Origin of the sequence: Mesorhizobium sp. B1-1-5 (assembly GCF_006443065.1) — a bacterium.
GTDB lineage: Bacteria > Pseudomonadota > Alphaproteobacteria > Rhizobiales > Rhizobiaceae > Mesorhizobium.
The window spans coordinates 1-1,464 of the sequence record NZ_VFWS01000365.1 but is presented as its reverse complement, the minus strand read 5'-3'; the positions used below and the strand labels follow the sequence as shown (position 1 = coordinate 1,464).

The window sequence follows — 1,464 nt, the reverse complement described above, 5'->3', positions numbered from 1 at the left end:
CATCTGGACCGCCTCCAAGCAGCCCTGGGTGGTGCTCGATGACGGCTTGCCGCAGCACGAAGGCGCGCCGCCTGCCTGAGGCCTCCGGCCTCCCTTCCCGCCTTATGAAAGAAGGTGGATCGGCGCTTGAGCGCCGAAACCGATGAGCTGTGCCGGATGAAGCGGGCCAACAGAAGGGTGAAATTACGTGACCGTGACAAAAATTAATCGAAACAGTCACGAAATAACCGAAACAGTCACGCGAAAGCCGGCAAAGCGTCATTGGCGAGCCATCATTGTCTCCCTATTTAACCGGTGCGGGCCGGCATTCGAGGAGACGACGGATGAACGACAGCATCAGTACCCTGGACGAGCTTTTGAGCGATCCGATGGTCCTGCTTGTGATGGAGCGCGATCGTGTGCGCCCGGAACAGGTGCGCATGCTGCTCGAACGGGCGCGTCGGCCTTCCGTCGAGGAGCCGGTTGTGCCGCCGGCGCACGTGATCGCCAGGGCGTGCCAGAAACTCTGGCTGTGCCCCTGATCGCATCGTGATTTCCTCCAGTTTTTGCAGGCCGACCCGCCGGGCCGGTCTGGCCACTGCCTGGTGCTGCCAACGCGCCGAGGCGGCGCGGTGTTGATATTCGAACGCGCCTTCCGCACTCGCTGACGCCCATTCCCGGGTGCCAGTTCACAAATCCGTAAATTGATTTTCCGTCCCATGGCGGTATGGCTTGCCCAGGGGCCGATCGCCCCAGTCGTTCCCCGCGCAACTCCGATCTCTCTGACATGGAATTCGACATGGCCGACAGCTGCATGCAAGGCATGGACATGGGCTTTGTCGGCCTGGGCTACGCCAAGGTCGCATTTCTCGGCTTGGTGCAAGGCATCACCGAACTGCTGCCGATTTCCTCGACCGCCCACATGCGCGTCGTCCCGGCGATGCTGGGCTGGCAGGATCCCGGCTCCGCTTTCTCCGCCGCCATGCAGCTTGCGGCCCTCGCCGCGGTGATCAGCTACTTCTGGAACGATGTCAGGGACATCCTGTCCGGTTCGGTCAGTGCCTTGAAACGGCGCGATTTCGCCGACCGACATTTCCGGCTGGCGCTCTGGATCGTGCTGGCGACGATCCCGATCGCCATCGCCGGCGTGGCTCTGTCTGGCCTTCTCAACGCCTGCAATTCGCCGCTGCGCGGCCTCGGGGTCATCGGCTGGGCCTGCATCGTCATGGCACTCCTGCTGGCGCTGGCCGAACTCCGTGCCCGCCATGCGCGCACCATGGGCCAGGCATCCATGGCCGATGCGCTGCTCGTCGGCATCGCCCAAATCGGCGCATTGATCCCGGGCGTCTCGCGGTCCGGTTCGACCTTGACGGCAGCACTGGGGCTCGGCTTTAAGCGGGATGAAGCGGGGCGCTTTTCATTCCTGCTGGGGCTGCCGGCCATCGCACTCGCCGGTCTCAAGGAGCTCTGGGAACTGCACAAGGC

Annotated in this window: 2 protein-coding genes and 1 pseudogene; all 3 read left to right on the top strand. The window is 63.5% G+C overall.

Annotated features, from left to right (window positions below):
• Window positions 1-79, top strand: a pseudogene (locus FJ980_RS36005) (GFA family protein); the annotation flags it as partial.
• Between the two features lie 244 nt (window positions 80-323).
• Window positions 324-521, top strand: a complete 198-nt coding sequence (locus tag FJ980_RS31395) for a hypothetical protein (protein WP_140493757.1) — start codon at window positions 324-326, stop codon at window positions 519-521.
• Between the two features lie 257 nt (window positions 522-778).
• Window positions 779-1,464, top strand: a 686-nt coding sequence (locus FJ980_RS31390; RefSeq protein WP_140547413.1) for an undecaprenyl-diphosphate phosphatase, incomplete at its 3' end; no start/stop codon positions are given.

What these genes read in the sequence shown, in the direction of transcription:
- FJ980_RS31395 (WP_140493757.1), top strand. Translation starts at nt 324, where the DNA reads ATGAACGACAGCATCAGTACCCTGGACGAGCTTTTGAGCGATCCGATG.